The following is a 16,203-nucleotide window of genomic DNA, read 5'->3' on the forward strand; positions in this document are numbered from 1 at the left end:
GAATCACTGTACGTCCGGCTCGGAGACTTGTCCTCGCGAGGACTGGTCGGCCGGTGTAGTTACCGCCCAGAGGTCGTGGTCGGCGCGTCGACCGGTGGCACCGACGTAGGAGCGCATCCGGCCCTCGCGGATCATGCCGACCCGAGCGGCGACTTCGGCGGCACCGAGATCGTCGAGTTCGATGGCCGTCTCGACCCGGCACAGTCCGAGCTCGGCGAAAGCGTAGTCGAGCAGCAGCTGGGTGGCCGCGAGCCGGATCTGTTCAGCACCGGCGGTATCGGTCCAGACGAACATCTTGGCATTGCGGTCGAACATGTCGAGATCGAACAGTCTGCCTTCGCCGAAGTACGCGCCGTCCACCTCGATGGCGAGCACCAGTCCGGTCGGGGAATGCAGACCTGCCCTGGCCCGCAGCAATTCGCGCCACCACTGGGAACGGGAGTGCCGTGCCGCCCAGGCGGCTTCGGATTCGCCGGGACCCGGATCGAGCCGTCCTCGGCTGTGCATGCGCGCCGCGCACCACTGCGCCCAGTCCCCACGCCTGCGGCTACGCAGTACCAGGGCCGGATGTTCGGCGTCGGTGAGCCGGATGGGTTTCGGTGTCCGCAGCGGATCCAGCATGTGCAAGACGCGGCCCGCGTAATACCGGGCGGTGGCGACGAGCACGGTGGTCGCCGGAATCGGTGCCCCCTCGGGAGCGCTCGGCGTGGTCGGTGTGGCCGACACCTGGCCGTCGTAGCGGGTGATCCAGCGGGCCGTGAAGCCGTTCGGCGGAACCGCCTGCCGGGTGATCGCCCACAGTTCGTGATCACGCCTGGCGCCGCCGACGTCGAAGTATCGCGTCATCATCGCCTCGCGTCGAAACCCCATCAATGCCGCGCCGCGCGAGGTCGCGATGTTCGCGGGCGAGATCGGGGCGGTGAGGCGTTGCAGTCCGGCCGCCCCGAAGGCGAAGTCCAGGATGAGCGATGCCGCGAGCCCGCCGAAACCGTGCCGTGCCACGTCGGCATCCACCCAGAGACCCAGTTCCGCCGACCCGGTGTCGGGTGCGATCGAGACCAGCTCGATCTGCCCGGCGAAGCGCCCTGCGACTTCGATCACCGTGGACAGCCGCCGACCCGCACGCGCCTGCGTGCGGACCACGAGACATTCACGAACCCACTGCTTTCCGCTGTGCCGTGCCGCCCAGTCCAGTGGTGAACTGGTCCAGAACGGCTCGATGGTCCGCTGATCGCGCAACCGGATCCGTCGCCATTGTGCGTAGTCCGCGATCCGGGGCGGCCGCAACACAACGATGACGCCGTGCAGGGTGGCCGGCCCGAGTCGGATATCGGAGAACGAAGGTGGGTGATCGGTCACGGCTCACCCCCGGGGGCGCTGACTACCGAGCGAGGTCGTTTTCACCGCACCGTCGGTAGCTACCGAGAGTCGCCAATACCCGCCTGCCGGATCCTTGAGCACGATCCCGCTTTCTGGATGATCGGAAAGCCATGCACCACTGGATAGGACGGCGGAGCGCACGGCTCCGTCGGCGGTCTGGGCCTGGAAGATATCGGTGTCGCCGCGCCCGGCTCTGCCGACGATCGTTCCGGTGAACCGAGGCGAATGCACACTGTTGCGACCCATCACATGCCAGGCGTCCGGGAACATCGCCGGATTGAGTTCATCGGTGGAACTGGAGATGAGGTTGATGGCGGTGCCCTCGGGGCAGCCTGCGGGATCTATGCGCAGCTCGATCGGCGGCTTGTCGAGGTCGGCGTCGAATTGCACATTGGCGAGGTAGGGCTGACGGCAGTAGACCAGGTCGATGCCGACGGAGCGGGCGGCGACCTTGCAGTTGGTCATGCCGAATTGGGCGGGTCCGCCGCGATCATGCCGGCCGATCGACAGCGCGATGTCCGCGCCCTCGAACCAGACATTGGTCAGCCACCAGTCATTGGCCGCGCCATCGATGGCGATGTGCTTGTCGGTGGTGTGCGGGTCGTTGTCGGAGACGAATTCGACGTTCGTCATGGCAAGTCCGGCATTGTGGTCGCTGCCAGTGCCGAGCACCCCGATGTAGTTGCTGGTGAGCTTGGAGGAGGTGACGTAGTTCTGGATGCACGACGTGACGATGCCGACGCCGAAGTTGTTGATGTCGCAGTTGATGAATGCGGTACCGCCGGTGTTGTGGTCGAGGACGACACCGCGCTGCTCCAGAAAGCGTGGATGGTTGTCGCTGAGATGGTTGCCGCGGATCACCACGGCGTCGAACGAACAGCGGAAGCATTCCGAGAGCACGACGGCGGTGGAGCGCGGCCCCGTCATGAAGATGCCGAGGCGGGCGAACCGGATCCGATTGCGCTTGCGGAGGTTGATCAAGGTGGTGTCCGCGTCGCAGACCACAACCGACACATCCGCGCCGTCGCCGAGGACCGTTGCGTAATCAGACATTTCCGGCCACGACTGCACCATGTAGTGCCCAGCGGGCAGGTAGAGCACCAGCGGCGTGCCGCCGACCGCGGCCGCCGCGGCGAATGCGGCGGTGTCGTCGGCGACGCCGTCACCGACCGCACCGAAGTCACGGACATTGCGTGCCGCGGGTGCGTCGGTGACGTTGGGCGAGCGGAAAGGGCTACCAGGGGGATCCGACGAGGCACACGCCGCGAGCGGGAGCGCGGCGGCGGCGCCCAGCGATGCTGCGAGCAGTCGTCGTCGACCGACGGCGTCCTCGGGCATCCTTACGGCCTCCCCATCAGTCGCTGCAGGCGGCTGCTCGGAACGCTGTGGGCGACAACACCGGTGAGCGCGGTGTCGCCGAAGGTGGCGAGCGCGCCACGCACCTGTGCGCTGGAGGTGCTGCCGAGCTGGACCACGGCGAGGGTCTGGTCGAACAGTGCGGCCAGTGCGATGGCATCGGCGGCGTCGGTGATCGGGGCAACCTGCACAATGACGTGATCGAAGTCGGTGCGCAGTTTGGCAATAACGGCCGAGAACCGATCGGAGGCCAGCAGATCGGAGGTCTGTGGGTCGGCGTCGCCGAGCGGCAGCACCGAGACACCGGTCTGCTGCCACCAGGTCACCGATTCCGGAACCTGTGCCGAGCCGCGCAGCACGCGAGCCAACCCGGGGGACTGGTCCGATGTATAGGGCTGCAGGCGACCCGCGTTCGACGTATCGGCATCGACGAGCACCACGTGACGGCCGGTGTCGGCGAACGATTTCGCCAGCGCCATGGTGACGTCCGATTCCGACTTGGTCGTCAGACTGGTCAGCATGATCGCGGCCGCATCGCCATTGCGCAGCAGTCGGGTCCGCAGCCTTCGGGTTTCGTCTTCGGCGCTAGGACGGCCGGCATCGATGATGCCGAGGATCGGCACCGCTAGCACGGCCTCGAGTTCGTTGGACGTGCGCAACGTGCGGTCGGTGCGGTCGCGAACGAACGCGGCCAGGCAACCGAGGCCGAGGCCGGCGAGCAGGCCGAGCACGAGCAGCCGCGTTGTCTGCGGACCGGTCGGACCGGTGGGCAGCTCGGCGCGATCGATCACCTCGACGCGTGCCGCGGGCGCCGCGCCGAACTCGATCGTTTCGAGTTCACCGATGAGGCGCCGGAATTGGGCGACCACACCGTTGGCGATATCGCGGGCCCGGGTCGGGGTGCTGTCGGTGACCGAAATGTTGATCATGGTGGTGGCGGGCGGCGAGGTGGCGGCGATCTTGCCCTGGAGATCACCGATGGACATCTTCAGGCCGAGATCATCGATGGTGCGTTTGGCCAGTGTGGCGCTGTTGGCGAGATCGACGTAGGAGCGCACGCGCTGCTGCGCGGCCAGGCCGCCCTGGTAGGAATCGTTCACCGAGGTTCCGGTGGCCATCGTGACATACATGCTGCTGGAAGCCACATAGGTGGTCGGCAGGCTTTGCGCGTATCCCACCGCTGCGAGCACGCACAACAGCAACACGCTGGCAATGATCAGCCAGCGCCTGCGCGCGATATGCCAGTAGTCGATCAAACCCATTGCCCGGATCCTCTTTTCCCGATGAATACTGGTGTTGCGTGCGGCGGGGACAGCGGTGACGGCCCGGGCCGGGCCCGCCGCCGATACTCTTTGACCGCAAGATAGATGAGCCATGCGAGCACGGCGGACTGCACGAACTTGCCCAGTGCCTCCATGCTGCCCAGGATTCCGCGCTCGAACAGCGAGGAGGCGCCGGTCATGGCAAGGCCGAGCACCACAATCGGGAAGTAGCGGGAGTACAGCGATTTGGCCCACGCCAGCAGCAGCCCGAAGGTGAAGGCGACCGAGACCACCACACCGGCGTAGCCGCCGAGGACATAGCCCTCGTTGACGTTGCCCTCGGCCAGTGATACCGAGACCCGCGTCATGTCCACCGAGGCGCCGCGAACGTCGTTGGCCCATGCGGTGCCGGACTGGAACTTCTCCGTGCCGAGCAACTGAGCCGGAATCAGGGTCAGGGCGGCGTGCCGGATCACCTCGTCGGGCTCCACCCAGAAACCGGGCCCGTGAAAGTAGGCGTCGGTCGCGGCCTCGAGCAGGTCGAAGCGCCGCAGGATACTGAGGAACGGCTGCACCATCGGGGGGTAGCTCGAATTGGTCAGTGCCGATTCGCTTTTGGCGAATTCCGTGGACTTGAACGACTGCAGCCAGCCGAAGCCGCCGATGCCCAGGACCGCGATCACCATCACCCCGACGGCCTTGCCTTTGGTCCAGCCGACGAGCGCGAAGCGGACAGCCACCGCAAGCGCGGCACCGAGAATCGGGGTCTTGGACTCGGTGGCCACGGTCCACCCGAGCTCCATGACCAGCAGCCCACCCAGCATCAGTACCGTCGTCAGCGGCCGCGCGGGCCTGGCGAAGATGATCAATCCGAGCGCGGCGATGGTGCCGAGAATGGCGACGAAGTTGAGAATCGGGTTCGCGCTGTCGACATCACCGGCATGGCCGGTGGCGCCTGCGGCAATGGTCGCGCCGCGCCCGAGGACGCCGACGACATAGATGGCCACCAGCGCCGGGATGAAGTCCGGGTCGGTGAGTGTCGCGGGCTCGCCCGCGACACCCAGCATCGAGGACCGCCGCCGCGACCAGATCGCGTACCCGACGATGAACACCGCGTACACCCACATGCCGAACACGACATGGTGCAGAACCAGCGCGATGCTGTCGTCGTAACCGTATTCGGCCAGCCGCGGATCAGGCACGTTGTCGCCGTAGTGCGGATCCGGTTGCACCACCAGCAGCACGACGGGTCGTGCGATATACGACAGCGACCAGAAGGCAGCCTGCGCGATCACGAACACCCGTGCGACACCGGGAACCCATGCGGCAGCCACCACGAGGGTGGTCAGCGCGCAGGCGATCAGCGCGATCTCGGTGTAGGCACTCACGACTGTGACTCGTCGGCACCGTGCGCCGTGTTACCTGAAAACACGGTATTGCCCGCAACTGCAATCTCACTCGCGGGCTTTGCGACGGTCGGTTGCTCGAGCGAAGCGATGATTTCGCGGGCGCGATCGACATAGCGATGGCCGCCGTCGACGATCCTTCGGTACCCGGCCGCGGCGACCGCGGCCGCCTGCTCCGGGTGCGCCGCGCACCACCGGACAATCTCGTGCAGCTCCGCCGCTTCGGTGAACAGGAAGCATTCGACGGTATCGCGCAGTAGCTCGGCGTGCTCGTCGGTGCGTTGGCCGACGAAAAGGCCACCCGCTGCGGGCACTTCGAACGTGCGGCAGGTGTGAGTGTCGCGGTTGTCGGAGTTGAGCAGCACCAGATTGGCGGTGATATCGGCGATCACCGCCGAATAGTGCTGTCCGTACACCGGTCCGGCCACCACCGCGCGAGTGGTGCGCAATTCCGGGACCCGACGCCAGCCGGGTCCGCGGACCAGCATCCGATCGCCGTAGGCTCGGGCGAGCGCGACCATGTGATCGCGCCGGTCGGGGCGGCACACGCCGATGAAGCCGAGCAGGAATTGCCGGGCGCCGCGTCGCGCGGCCGGATGATGCCAAGCCGGATCGTAGGCGCTGCGCACGAAAGTCACCGCGCGGGCGCCACGGTCGCGCAGCTCGGCCACATTGTGCTGCTTGGTGGTGACGATCAGGTCCCATTCGGATTCGTGCGCGAGATACTCGGGACTGATGTTCTCGGGGTTGGCGACGTCGTCGGGGCTGTAGTGCACGTGCAGCCGGGCCGGGGTGTCCAGCAGTCGCCGCTGGTCGAGGTGTACGGATTTGAAGGCGAACAACAGGTCGGGCCGGAAATCGGCGGCGGCGCGCTCGATGTCGGCGTGTACCTGCTCCACAGCCCACGGCGCGCGCCGGTGCGTGGCCTTGGCGTAGAGCCACGGCGGTGACAACCGCGTGGGCAGGGTGACCGGCGTGGAGTCGATCACGACGACCTCGTGCCCGGCCTGCCGGAATCCGTCGGCCAGCGAGCGGGCATTGCTGCCGACCCAATCGTCGCCGACATACAGAATTCTCACGAGCGTCTCTCCTCACGCATGAGCACGACCGCGGGACCGGCGGCCGACAGTGCGCGCTCGCGGCCGATGAGGGTGCGCACGCGCGCGAGATACCAGAACGCGACTGTCCATTCGACGATCACGCTGCCGTAGACCAGCGTCCACACCGAGTGTGTGCGGAAGGCGATGACCAACGCGACGGCCGCGACGCAGGTCCCGAGGATCGCACCGATCAGCACGCCGGTGGTGTCCTGGCGCACCGGCAGCACAGCGGTGGTGATGAACGAGGTGATGGTGGTGGCGGGCAGCATGAAGACCTCGACGCGCAACAGCCCGACCGCCGAGGCGAACTCGTCGCCGAAGACCAGATGGATCATCGCGGGAGCGGCCAGCCACACGGCGACCACGGCGAGGCAGGCCAGACACACGCAGGCCGAGAGGGCCTGCAGGGCGCGGCGCCAGAACCCGGCTTCGGCGCTGCGCTTGGCCATCCGCGGCAGCAGCGCGAAACCGATGGGGTCGAGGGTGGATTGGATGGCGCGCACCAGCCGATCGCCCGCGGAGTACAGGCCGAGGGATACCGCGTCCAGCACCGCGGCGTACACCGCAGCGGCGCCCTGGCCGTAGGTGGTGACCAGCAGACGTGAGGCGAAAACCGGTGCACCCGTGCGCAGCACCTCGCGGAAATGCCGTGGCCGCGCGGGCGGCCCGAACGATCGCAGCGAGTCCCACCAGGTCAGCACCACGGTGGGAATGGACGAGACGAGCAGGCACAGCATCGCGATCTCCGCGCTGGGAATCCGCGGCAGCACCACGACCAAAAGCACGAGGTAGCCCACCCGGCCGACCGCCTGATAGCCGGTGGACGCGCCGAATCTGCCCTGCCCGATCAACAGCCAGTCTTCGGAGACCGACCAGAATCCGCCGGCAAAAAGCCCCAGCAGGAGCATTTCCACTTGGTCCGAAGCGCCCGCGGCCAGGCTCAGCAGTAGGGCGGCGCCGATGAGACCGAGGATCGCGGAGCGGATGGCGAGGTAGTCCCCGCGCAATTGGTTGATGTTCGCGATGCGATAGCGGTCGTGGGAATCGTGGACGCGTGCAGCCAGGAAGGAGGTGATGCCGAGATCGACGAGCAGCGATCCGATGAAGTACGACGACATGCCGATGGCTAGCAGGCCGAGACCGTGCGTCCCGAGCACCCTCGCGATCAGCGGCACCGTCACCAAGGTGATGACGTACTGCCCGTACTTACCGAAGGTGACAAGGCCGATGTCACGCAGCACCGCGACAATGCCCTGCGAGCGGTGCGCACCGTCGCCGTTACGGCCGCGGCCGCCGTCGTATCTGCGGTGGGCGCCGCCGGTGGTCGATGGCGGCCGTTGGTCGGGCGGCGGCGGGTGGCCTGCGGCATGTTTGCGCTCAGACATGCGGGTTCCGTTCGACACGCGGAGTCCGTTCGTCCGGATTCTGGTGTCCCACAGCGCCGGTGCGTCGGGTGAGGGTGTCGAGGAAGTCGGCGACAGTGTGCGCCGAGGCCCCGATATCGAAGTGGTCCGCGCGGGCTCGGCCCGCGGCCGACAAACGGGTGCGCAGTGCGCGATCCGCGATGAGCGTGTCCAGCGCGTCGGTGAGCTGCCTTTCGTCACCGCCGTCCACGAGTAGTCCGCTGACGCCGTGCTCGACTATCTCCGCCGGGCCGCCCGGGCCTGCGGCGATGACCGCGCAGCCGGCGTGCATGCCCTCCACGACGACCTGTCCGAACGGCTCGGGCAATACCGAGCAGTGCACCAGGATGTCGGCGTCGTGCAGGTGGGGGTTCGGGTCGTCGACGTGCCCGGTGAAGGTCACCGGCAGCGCGAGATCGCGTGCGAGCTGTTCCAATTCGGCACGGTAGGGCTCTTCGTCGAAGAAGGTGCCACCGATCAGAAGGATCCGGTGCGGGCGCACTGTCGCGGCGGCGGCGGCGCGTAGCAGGACATCCTGGCCTTTCCACGGACTGAGTCGGCCGACGACGGCGACCACGGTTTCCTCGGGTACACGCTGGTCGGCGCGGTGCGCGACGGCGTCGGCGTGCAATTCGACGCCGGGGTAGGCGACGATCGCGGGGCGGCGACCGGTGCGCAGCGTCGCCAATGTTGTTTTGCTATTAGCGATGTAGCCGCGCGCGATCAGTCGCCCCAGGGTTTGCAGGACGAGGGTGGGTACCCGGCCGAAGTAGTCGACGGCGATGCGGTCGTGCACCTGCCAGACGAGCGGAATGCCCGCGCGGCGCGCGGCGACTGCTCCCATCACCAGCGCTTTGCTGCTCTCGGCGACCAGCACCTCGGCGTGTAGGCGTTTCGCGGTGGCGCCGATCGCCCAGCCGAGACGCAGCAGGGCGAGGAACCCGGCGAGCAGCCGGACGGGGCCGGATCCGATGGTCATGGCGCGACTGTCGAATCCGCTTCGCTGCACACAGGTCTCGATCCCGCGCGCCCGCATGCGCTCGACCATCGGTCCATCCTCCGTGAATATCGCCGTGACCTCGGCGCGCCCGAGCTCCCGTAGTGCGGACAACAGCCGCAGTGTGGCGAGTTCGGCACCGGATGGTGCGGCGGTATGCGCGAGGAAGAGGGCTTTGGTCATTGCCTTAATTCCTCGTACATCGTCAAATGTCGCGCCGCTGTGACATCCCACGAGAAAGTTTCTGCGTGCGAGCGACATTCGGTGGGGGAGGGTAGGATGCCGCGCAGCGCGGCGGAGATTCGGTCCCCGAGTGCGTCGGTGTCACCGGCGCGCACGATGAGTGAAGGGTCGAGCCCGCGTACCGAATCCGGGAGTCCGCCACAGTCGGTGACGATGGGCGCGCGGCCTGCCGCCAGCGATTCCAACGCGATCAGGCCGAATCCTTCCAGGGCGATGGTGGGGACGACGGTCAGTTCGGCCTGCTCGTAGAGCTCGGTGAGTCGCGTGTCGTCGATATGCCCGGCGAAGACTATAGATTCGGCGGCCTTGCTGTCCATCGCGGCGGCCTGAGCGCGCAATTCCTGCTCCGCCGTGCCGGTTCCGACGAGGACGAGACGGGCGTCGGGATGCTGGTCGAGGACGCCCGGCCAGCAGCGCAGCAGATTGGCGATGCCCATGCGGCGTTCGAGTCTGCGCACACACAGGACGGTGCGACCGGCGGAGGCTGCGGCCGGGATCGGTGTCGCACGGAAGCGGCTGAGATCGACGCCGGGAGCGATCACCTCGATCCGCTCGGCAGGCACCCGATAGTCGTTGGCGAGCACGTCACGGAAGTAGTTGGACAGCACGACGAATCGGTCTGCTCCGGCGTAGCGCAGGCGCTCGACCAGGTATTTCGCCTTTGCGGCCAGTTCGTTCTGACCGGTGAGCCTGCTCTCGGCCGCCCACGGACCGTGGAAGTGCACGACCAGCGGGACCCGTCCGCGCCGATCGATCGCGGCAGGTCCGTACAGGCAGAAATGCCGGTCGAGCACCGTTGCTCGACGCAATTCGGTGCGGTCCAGAAACGCCGTCCGCGCCCGACGCAGGGTGGATCCGCCGAGCGGTCCCCAGGATCGGGCGCCCGGCAGGCCTGGGGCGGAGTCCGTGGACACCGCACCGAAGGCGGCGGCGGACACCTCGACATTCGGCTGTCGGGTGAGTGCGTCGAACAGGTCGGTGAAGTACCGATTCAGTCCACCCGGCGCCGCTGCGAACCACTCGGACCCTGTCATATGTACGCGGAGCGGCCCGGTCGGTGCCGTCACCGTTGCCCCCTGTTGCTGGTGATCTTGATGCGAGCCCTCCTACCGAACTCGCTTCCCGCAACAGTCTAAGTTACATCCGGCAATTCGGGCTCCCGAGGAAGATCGACCAGTAGCTGGAACAGTCTTTTTCAACTCCGGGCTACCAGGCACGTCCGGTGCGGCCCGGCGACCTGCGAGTCGACATCAGAGTGGGGCGGGGGTGTTTGCCGGGATCTAACCAAGGTCGAAAAGGTTCGGTTGGCCTGCTCGATATCGTGCTGCATCCAATTGGCGCAGCGGCTCGAAAGCCGGTATCGAGTCGCGAGTGAACAGCCGGGCACGCGGCGCGCTCGAACCCGCCGCCTCCAGCAGTGCGTTCACGGCGGTACGGCCTGCCTCGTCGGCCCCCTCCATGGTCGCCAGGTCGAAATTCGTCTGCACGTAGTCGGCGGCAAGGAAGAGGTTCGGAATCCGTGTGCGCGCGGTGGGTCGATCGGCCCAGGACCCGATCGTATTGACCAGCAGCGGTTCGTCATTGTGGTTCTGCCCGTCGGCCCAGGTGATGCCGGGGTCGAGCAGCCACTCGCGCACGATGCCCTCTTTCAATTGAATCCTGCCGTCATCGTTGAGCGCCGCGGTCATCTGCGCCCAGGTCTCCTGGTAGATCTCCGTGCGCGTGCACTGCTTGGCGGTTTTCCCGAAGAGGATGCCGGGGGTATCCCAGTCGGCGATGTCGATGGTCAGACCGTCGACGATACTGCCGTCGCCGTACTTCGCGGCGTAGTCGACATCCCAGAACGCGCGCTGGGTATAGGAGGTCAGCCGCCACGGCGCATCGAGGTAGATGTTGTATCCCGCGCCGAGTTCCAGCTTCTCGTTGACGAACATCTGCATGCCGTTCATCCAGTCGACATGGAGCGCGTCCATCCGGCCCAGAGCCGGGTCGAGGGTGCGGATCTCGGGCGACCACAGGCGGCGGGCCCGGTCGGTCGGCATCGCGCAGACATACCAATCCGCCTCGAAGACCTGGATCGAACCGTCCGGGCGCTGGATGCGGGCGCCGGCGATCCGGTCGTCGTCCACCACGAAGCCCTGCAGTGCGTGGCCGGGGTGGAACTGCACGCCCATATTGCGCAGCAGGGAGATCCACGGGTCGAGCCAGGCCTCGTTGGTCGGACCGTTGAGCACCTCGTATACCTTCGGGCCGCCGGTCAGCTCCTGCATCAGCGCGATGAAGAAGCCCTCCATCATGTTGCCCATCGTCCTGGTGCTCGCCACGTACTCCTTGGCGGCGACGAGCGCGCGGGTGAGGCCGGTCGCCGCAAGTGCCTGGAACTGGGCCGAACGGGTGCCCGCACCGACGAAATCCCACCAGCTGACGTGCTCCCACTGCCCGAAGCGGCGTTCCTCGCTGGAGGTGAGATAGGTGATCACCCGCCCGGCCATGTACATCGCCTCCGGCAGCGGAATGAGGTTGTTCTTCATGAACACCTCGACGAGGACGCGCTGCATCCCTTCCGGCGTGAGCGCCTGGCGCGGATCGAAATAGAACCCGAACATCAGGGGGAAGCCGTCGGGGAGGTTGTTCGCGCGCGGGTAGCGCGGGTCGTTCACCGAGAACGGAATCAGATTGTCGTAGACGGTTTTGCCGGTGCCGGGCACCGGAATGCGGCGCATCGTGTCGTGCACGTGGTGATAGAACGAGGTGAAGCCGCGGGCGCCGTGTTCACCAGGCAGCGGCGCCCGGCCGTCCACGCCGGTGCCGGGCAGCGGGATGGTGCGCGACTTGCCGCCGAGTTCTTTGCGGTCGAAGACGGTCACCTGGAATCCGCGCTCGGCCAGTTCCTGGGCGGCGGTGAGCCCGCCGATACCCGCGCCGAGCACCGCGACGGTATTGCGCGCGGGACCATTTCGCCTGCGGGGCGCCTGGGCGGCGGCCGGTCCCGCGGTGGTTCCTGTCGCTGCTGCCAGACCCGCGGTTCCCGCCGCTGCGGCGGCTCCGCGCAGCAACGAGCGTCTGCTGAAGCCCGAGTTCTGCGGGCGATGTGTCGATGAACCTCGAATTGTCATGAAGACCCTGTCTAATTCTGACTATCCTGATCGTCATATTTAGCAGATGGTCGCCGCAGATGGGAGACAATGCAGGCATGACAACGACGTTGGCGCGGATGTCGTGAGTGCGCGCGGCGAGCGAACGGCAGACGCGACCGCCCCACGACAGCGGCGGCCGATCCGCTCCTATGGCGGCGTCGACGCGGAAGCCCGGGTAGCCGCCCGGCGCGGCAAGCTGCTGGATGCCGGCCTGGAGCTGTTCGGCACCCGCGGGTATTCGGCGACCGGCGTCAAGGACCTGTGCCGTGCGGCCGGCCTGACCGACCGATACTTCTACGAGTCGTTCGCCGGGACGCGCGAGCTGTTCGCGGCGGTCTTCGACCACGTCATCGACGAGTTGTTCGCCACGGTGGCGCGTGCGGTGGAGGCGACGCCGCCACAGGGGACGCGCAAACTCCGGGCGGGCATCGGTACGTATCTCACGGCGCTGGCGCAGGATCCGCGCAAACTTCGTATCGTGTTCGTCGAGCCGACCGCAGCGGGGGCGGAGCATCGCCTGCGCGATGCGTTATGGCGCTTCGCGCAATTGGTCGCTGCCACCGCCACCGAGGCGCGGCCGGCGGATCATCCGCCCGCACCGATCGTCGACATTTTCGCGTTGTCGGTGGTCGGCATGCTGGAGCGGGTCATCGTGGAGAAACAAGGCGGTCGGCTGGCGGTGCCGATGGACAAACTCATCGACTACTGCACCGCCTTTGCCGGGGCTTCGCTGCGGGCCATCCATTCGGGCGAAATCGATAAGCGCACAAAGGATTAGGAAACGAAACCTACCGGAAGGGTTGGTCGCAAGTATGGCCGACATCTCTCGGGTGCGGTAGATTTCACAACGAGTTCGTGCCGGTCACGAACCGGCCCGCGGGGGACTGGCGGGAGGACATCACAGTGGGGACCGAGCATTCGGTTGCAGATCGTTCCGATATAGACCAACAAGAGATTCGAGTACTTGTCGAGAACGGCGAGTATTGGCTACGCAATCGCGGCGATATCGCCATGATGACCGTCACCATCGAGCGGTTACGAGAACGCTGGCCGCATGCGCGCATCGGCGTGCTGACCCATCAACCCGCCGTGCTTCAGGCATTGCTGCCGGAGGCGGAACCGATTTGTGGACCCGAGTGGTGTTGGGGATCGGACAGTTGGCAGGGACGGCTGTCGCGAACCGCGGGCACGAGACTGATCGGACCTGCGGCACTGCGGTGGCGCGCCGCGACCGACGGGCCGAAGGATCGGCTGCGGGCCCTGCGTTCCAGCGCATGTCTGCGCCGGTACCACGACGAGTCGGAAGCCGAAGCGGCCGGCGCCGAGTTTCCTGTCGAGATCCCAGCCGCCGTCGCCCAGGCGTCGCTGGTCATCGCCCTCGGCGGCGGCTACATGACCGATGTCGATCGCTACCAGGCCAATCGCACCCTCAACCTGCTCGAACGCGCTCATGCGTTGGGCATTCCGACCGCGATGGTCGGGCAGGGCATGGGGCCGCTGCGGGATCCGCTGCTGCAGCGCCGTGCCACGCAGGTGTTGCCGGGCGCCGATTTCATCGCGCTGCGGGAACCGCGCCGCGGCCCGGAACTGCTGAGCGGGTTCGGCGTGGAGCCCGAGCGGGTCATGATCACCGGTGATGACGCGGTCGAGTTCGGCTATCGGTTGCGCGGCGCACGGATCGGGACCGATATCGGGCTGTGCCTGCGGGTGGCCGATTATTCGAAGGTCAGCGCGGTCGCCCAGGCGACGCTCGGCGGGGTGGTCCGGGACCAGGCCGTCGAGCTCGATGCCGGTGTGGTGCCGCTGATCATCTCCGAATACGCCTCGGAGGATCGCCTCGCGACCTTGCCGCTGCTGGCCGGGGCGGCGCGGACGGCGGCACCGGTCGGGCGTGGCGGCACCGCGCACGATGTGGCACGTCAGGTCGCGCGTTGCCGGCTGCTTGTAACAAGTGCCTATCATCTAGCGGTATTCGCACTGTCGCAAGGCATTCCTGCGGTCGGAATTACCGCCTCGGAGTACTACGACGACAAGTTTCACGGCCTGGCCCAAATGTTCGGCACCGGGCTGCAGGTGGTACATCTGAACGATGCGGAGCTCGAGGACAATCTCGGCCGCGCGATCCGGGAGGTATGGGACGATGCGCCGGCTGTCCGGGATTCGTTGCGGCAGAAGGCCGTCGATCAGATCGACGCCAGCCGGGCCGGCCTGGAGCGAGTGTTCCGGTTGGTGGAGAGCGGCCCGGTGCGCCGCGCGACCGTTTAGGGGGCACCTGTCATGACAACGCTGTCGGTATGCGTTCCGGCCTACAACTCGGCGCGCACACTCGCGACGACGCTGGACTCGGTGCTGGAGCAGGATGTGGATTTCGAGCTCGTCGTCCTCGACAACGCGAGCACCGACGCCACCTCCGAGATCGCGCATTCCTTCGACGACCCGCGCATCCGGGTGCTCCGCAATGATTCCGTGCTACCGATCGGCGACAACTGGAACACCGTGATCCGGGCCTCGACCGGAAAGCTCGTGAAGGTGGTTTGCGCCGATGACGTGCTGCGACCCGGCGCGCTGACCGCACAGTTGACGGTGATGGCCGACGAGTCGATCGCCATCTGTGCCAGCCGGTTCGAGGTGATCGACGAGGCGGGCGAGGTGCTGGAAACCGATCTCGGTTTGGCCGGGTTGGAGGGCAGGCAGCCGGCCCGTGCGCTGGCACGCACGATCGTGCGCCTCGGCCCCGCCGATTTCGGTCCGACCGCGGCGGCGATGTTCCATCGCGAGCATTTCGATCGGGTCGGCGGGCTGCGCGGCGACCTGGTGTTCCCGATGGATGTCGACCTGTTCGCGCGGGTGTCGTCGTTCGGGGTGTTCTACGGAATGCCCGAAATCACCGCTGCGTGGCGGAATTCATCGTTCAACCTGTGCAGCAGCACCTCGACGGTCAGCAAGCTCACCGATATGCTCCGCTTCCACCACCGTCTCGCCGGCGACTACCCGGAGTTGGTGAAGCGTGCCGACGTGCTGGCCGGCGACACCCGGCTGGCGAAGGCGGCGCTGCAGCGGTTGCGGATCCGTACCGTCGCGACGGTACGGCACCGTCCAGATCTGCTCTGAACGGCCCGCTCTCGGCTCTGCACGCCCCTCGACGACGAACGTGGTGCCCCCGGCAGGGACACCACGTTCGGTCTTTCCGAGGTCAGATGGTCCAGAGCCTGCCGTAGGTGATCACTGTGTCGCCGCTGGAACTGACCACCCGGACGAACGGACGGATGTTGGTCGGGCCGAGGACACCGGTGACAGTGCCGTGGAAACCGGACATCCGGATGAATCCTGAAGAACCGGAGATGTCGCCGCCCGCGCATTCGACCGTCTGGATGCCGGGGCCGAAACCGACCTCGAGCTGGATGCCGCCGCGCGGGATCAGGTCGTTGAGCTTCAGCACCGCACCTTCGCTGCCGCCGAGATCTAGTCCGAGACTCGGTGACGACCACTCGAATCGCAATTTTCCATTGAGGGTGGCCGGGAATCCGACCATATAGCCGACGGTGATGTGGCCGGTCCAGTCCTCCGCGTCCGGGCCGGAGATCTGGAATGCCGCCTCACCGTTGTGGAACCACTCGCGGGTCAACGGGTTTCCGTCCAGTGGTGACACGAAATCGATGCGAGTATCGGATTGGATTGCCTCGACCATACGGTCGCTGTGGTCGACGACTTGATTGGTGCTGTCGATGGCGGCCGCTGCGGTTCCGTTCGCGAAGATCAGGCCCGACGCGACGACCGAGGCCATGGCAAAAATACGCAGACTCCGGCTACGGAACGGTGCTGTTTCCCTCATCAGATTATCCCCTTGGATTCCCCTCGCACTGCCGAGCGCTGCCGCGCTCGACGCCCGACACCCGGCTCATGGGGGCGACAAGCCCTT

General features: G+C 66.8%; 13 protein-coding genes. 3 read left to right on the forward strand and 10 right to left on the reverse strand.

Going from position 1 to position 16,203, the window contains the following annotated elements:
- Window positions 1-3 precede the first annotated feature (3 nt).
- From ACLMAL_RS02685 to ACLMAL_RS02725, 9 genes are all read right to left on the reverse strand, one after another.
- Window positions 4-1,359, reverse strand: coding sequence for a GNAT family N-acetyltransferase (locus ACLMAL_RS02685; protein ID WP_411997611.1), 1,356 nt, complete (start codon window positions 1,357-1,359; stop codon window positions 4-6).
- A gap of 3 nt (window positions 1,360-1,362) precedes the next feature.
- Window positions 1,363-2,718, reverse strand: coding sequence for a glycosyl hydrolase family 28-related protein (locus ACLMAL_RS02690; RefSeq protein ID WP_411997612.1), 1,356 nt, complete (start codon window positions 2,716-2,718; stop codon window positions 1,363-1,365).
- Between the two features lie 2 nt (window positions 2,719-2,720).
- A complete protein-coding gene (locus tag ACLMAL_RS02695; protein ID WP_411997613.1) occupies window positions 2,721-3,998 on the reverse strand; it encodes a protein tyrosine kinase in 1,278 nt (425 codons plus the stop codon).
- Window positions 3,989-5,386 (reverse strand): hypothetical protein, encoded by a 1,398-nt coding sequence (locus tag ACLMAL_RS02700; RefSeq protein WP_411997614.1) that lies wholly within the window; start codon window positions 5,384-5,386, stop codon window positions 3,989-3,991. The genes ACLMAL_RS02695 and ACLMAL_RS02700 overlap by 10 nt, the downstream gene beginning before the upstream one ends.
- Entirely contained in the window at window positions 5,383-6,483 is a 1,101-nt protein-coding gene (locus tag ACLMAL_RS02705; protein WP_411997615.1) for a glycosyltransferase, read from the reverse strand. Before ACLMAL_RS02705 ends, ACLMAL_RS02700 begins: the two co-directional genes overlap by 4 nt.
- Window positions 6,480-7,889, reverse strand: a complete 1,410-nt coding sequence (locus tag ACLMAL_RS02710) for a lipopolysaccharide biosynthesis protein (protein ID WP_411997616.1) — start codon at window positions 7,887-7,889, stop codon at window positions 6,480-6,482. Before ACLMAL_RS02710 ends, ACLMAL_RS02705 begins: the two co-directional genes overlap by 4 nt.
- Entirely contained in the window at window positions 7,882-9,087 is a 1,206-nt protein-coding gene (locus ACLMAL_RS02715; protein WP_411997617.1) for a glycosyltransferase family 4 protein, read from the reverse strand. The genes ACLMAL_RS02710 and ACLMAL_RS02715 overlap by 8 nt, the downstream gene beginning before the upstream one ends.
- Entirely contained in the window at window positions 9,084-10,181 is a 1,098-nt protein-coding gene (locus ACLMAL_RS02720) for a glycosyltransferase family 4 protein (protein WP_411997618.1), read from the reverse strand. The genes ACLMAL_RS02715 and ACLMAL_RS02720 overlap by 4 nt, the downstream gene beginning before the upstream one ends.
- 246 nt (window positions 10,182-10,427) lie before the next feature.
- The gene (locus ACLMAL_RS02725; RefSeq protein WP_411997619.1) at window positions 10,428-12,263 is read right to left on the reverse strand and encodes an FAD-dependent oxidoreductase; all 1,836 of its coding nucleotides are present in this window, start codon (window positions 12,261-12,263) and stop codon (window positions 10,428-10,430) included.
- Between the two features lie 103 nt (window positions 12,264-12,366).
- On the opposite strand from ACLMAL_RS02725, the gene ACLMAL_RS02730 reads away from it, so the two are divergent.
- From ACLMAL_RS02730 to ACLMAL_RS02740, 3 genes are all read left to right on the forward strand, one after another.
- Window positions 12,367-13,062, forward strand: coding sequence for a TetR/AcrR family transcriptional regulator (locus tag ACLMAL_RS02730; protein WP_411997620.1), 696 nt, complete (start codon window positions 12,367-12,369; stop codon window positions 13,060-13,062).
- 77 nt (window positions 13,063-13,139) lie between these two features.
- On the forward strand, window positions 13,140-14,549 hold the full coding sequence (locus tag ACLMAL_RS02735) for a polysaccharide pyruvyl transferase family protein (RefSeq protein ID WP_411997621.1): 1,410 nt from the start codon (window positions 13,140-13,142) through the stop codon (window positions 14,547-14,549).
- 12 nt (window positions 14,550-14,561) lie between these two features.
- A complete protein-coding gene (locus tag ACLMAL_RS02740) occupies window positions 14,562-15,395 on the forward strand; it encodes a glycosyltransferase family 2 protein (RefSeq protein ID WP_411997622.1) in 834 nt (277 codons plus the stop codon).
- Between the two features lie 82 nt (window positions 15,396-15,477).
- Here ACLMAL_RS02740 and ACLMAL_RS02745 read toward each other — a convergent pair whose 3' ends face one another.
- Window positions 15,478-16,116: an MspA family porin gene (locus ACLMAL_RS02745; RefSeq protein ID WP_411997623.1), complete on the reverse strand. Its 639-nt coding sequence runs from the start codon at window positions 16,114-16,116 to the stop codon at window positions 15,478-15,480.
- Window positions 16,117-16,203 lie beyond the last annotated feature (87 nt).

The sequence above is a fragment of the Nocardia sp. CWNU-33 genome (genome assembly GCF_046764895.1).
Lineage (GTDB): Bacteria > Actinomycetota > Actinomycetes > Mycobacteriales > Mycobacteriaceae > Nocardia.

Excerpts from the sequence above, each read along its gene's own strand:
- ACLMAL_RS02740 (WP_411997622.1), top strand. The coding sequence starts at position 14,562 with ATGACAACGCTGTCGGTATGCGTTCCGGCCTACAACTCGGCGCGCACA.
- ACLMAL_RS02725 (WP_411997619.1), bottom strand. The coding sequence starts at position 12,263 with ATGACAATTCGAGGTTCATCGACACATCGCCCGCAGAACTCGGGCTTC.
- ACLMAL_RS02745 (WP_411997623.1), bottom strand. The coding sequence starts at position 16,116 with ATGAGGGAAACAGCACCGTTCCGTAGCCGGAGTCTGCGTATTTTTGCC.
- ACLMAL_RS02695 (WP_411997613.1), bottom strand. The coding sequence starts at position 3,998 with ATGGGTTTGATCGACTACTGGCATATCGCGCGCAGGCGCTGGCTGATC.
- ACLMAL_RS02710 (WP_411997616.1), bottom strand. The coding sequence starts at position 7,889 with ATGTCTGAGCGCAAACATGCCGCAGGCCACCCGCCGCCGCCCGACCAA.
- ACLMAL_RS02715 (WP_411997617.1), bottom strand. The coding sequence starts at position 9,087 with ATGACCAAAGCCCTCTTCCTCGCGCATACCGCCGCACCATCCGGTGCC.
- ACLMAL_RS02720 (WP_411997618.1), bottom strand. The coding sequence starts at position 10,181 with ATGACAGGGTCCGAGTGGTTCGCAGCGGCGCCGGGTGGACTGAATCGG.
- ACLMAL_RS02690 (WP_411997612.1), bottom strand. The coding sequence starts at position 2,718 with ATGCCCGAGGACGCCGTCGGTCGACGACGACTGCTCGCAGCATCGCTG.